1 protein-coding gene is annotated in these 781 nt (G+C 69.9%); it reads right to left on the bottom strand.

Going from position 1 to position 781, the window contains the following annotated elements; genetic code table 11:
- Nucleotides 1-781, bottom strand: a 781-nt coding sequence (locus ACKTTN_RS14810) for a FliI/YscN family ATPase (RefSeq protein ID WP_407910669.1), incomplete at both ends; no start/stop codon positions are given.

Here is a 781-nt window from a genome sequence, read left to right as displayed (position 1 = left end):
CGCCGTCGTCGAGCAGGCGCATCAGCGCGGCCTTGCTCTCCTCGACGTTGGACGCTTCGCGAACGTCCTGCGACAGGAATTCGACAATGGACGGCCAGCGCGCCAGCGCCTCGTCCACCACCGGATCGCTGCCGCGCTGGTAGGCGCCGATGGCGATGAGATCGCGCTGCGTGGAGTACGCCGACAGCAGGCGACGCAGCTTGCGGATGCGTTCGCGCCACGGGGCGTCGGTGATGTCCTGCATGACGCGCGACACCGAGACTTCGACATCGATCGCCGGGTACTGGCCCGAATCGGCGATGCGACGCGACAGCACGATGTGGCCATCGAGAATGGCGCGCGCGGCGTCGGCAATGGGCTCTTGCTGGTCGTCGCCCTCGGTCAGCACGGTGTAGAACGCGGTGATCGATCCGCGGCCGTCGGCGCCGTTGCCGGCGCGCTCGACCAGCGCGGGAAGCTTGGCGAACACGGACGGCGGATAGCCGCGCGTGGTCGGCGGCTCGCCGACCGAAAGGCCGATCTCGCGTTGCGCCTGCGCGTAGCGGGTGAGGGAGTCCATCAGCAACAGGACATGCAAGCCCTGGTCCCGGTAGTACTCGGCGATCGCGGTGGCGCGCAGGGCGCCGTGCAGGCGCGCCAGCGGCGGTCGGTCGGCCGGTGCGGCGACGACGACGGCGCGTCGCAGGCCTTCCTCGCCCAGCGTGGCTTCGACGAAATCACGGACTTCGCGGCCTCGTTCACCGATCAGGCCGACGACGATGACGTCCGCCGCGGTGAAGCG

It is taken from the genome of Lysobacter claricitrinus (assembly GCF_045866565.1).
In the GTDB taxonomy this organism is placed as follows: domain Bacteria; phylum Pseudomonadota; class Gammaproteobacteria; order Xanthomonadales; family Xanthomonadaceae; genus Cognatilysobacter; species Cognatilysobacter claricitrinus.
This window is presented reverse-complemented; position numbering and strand designations above follow the sequence as displayed.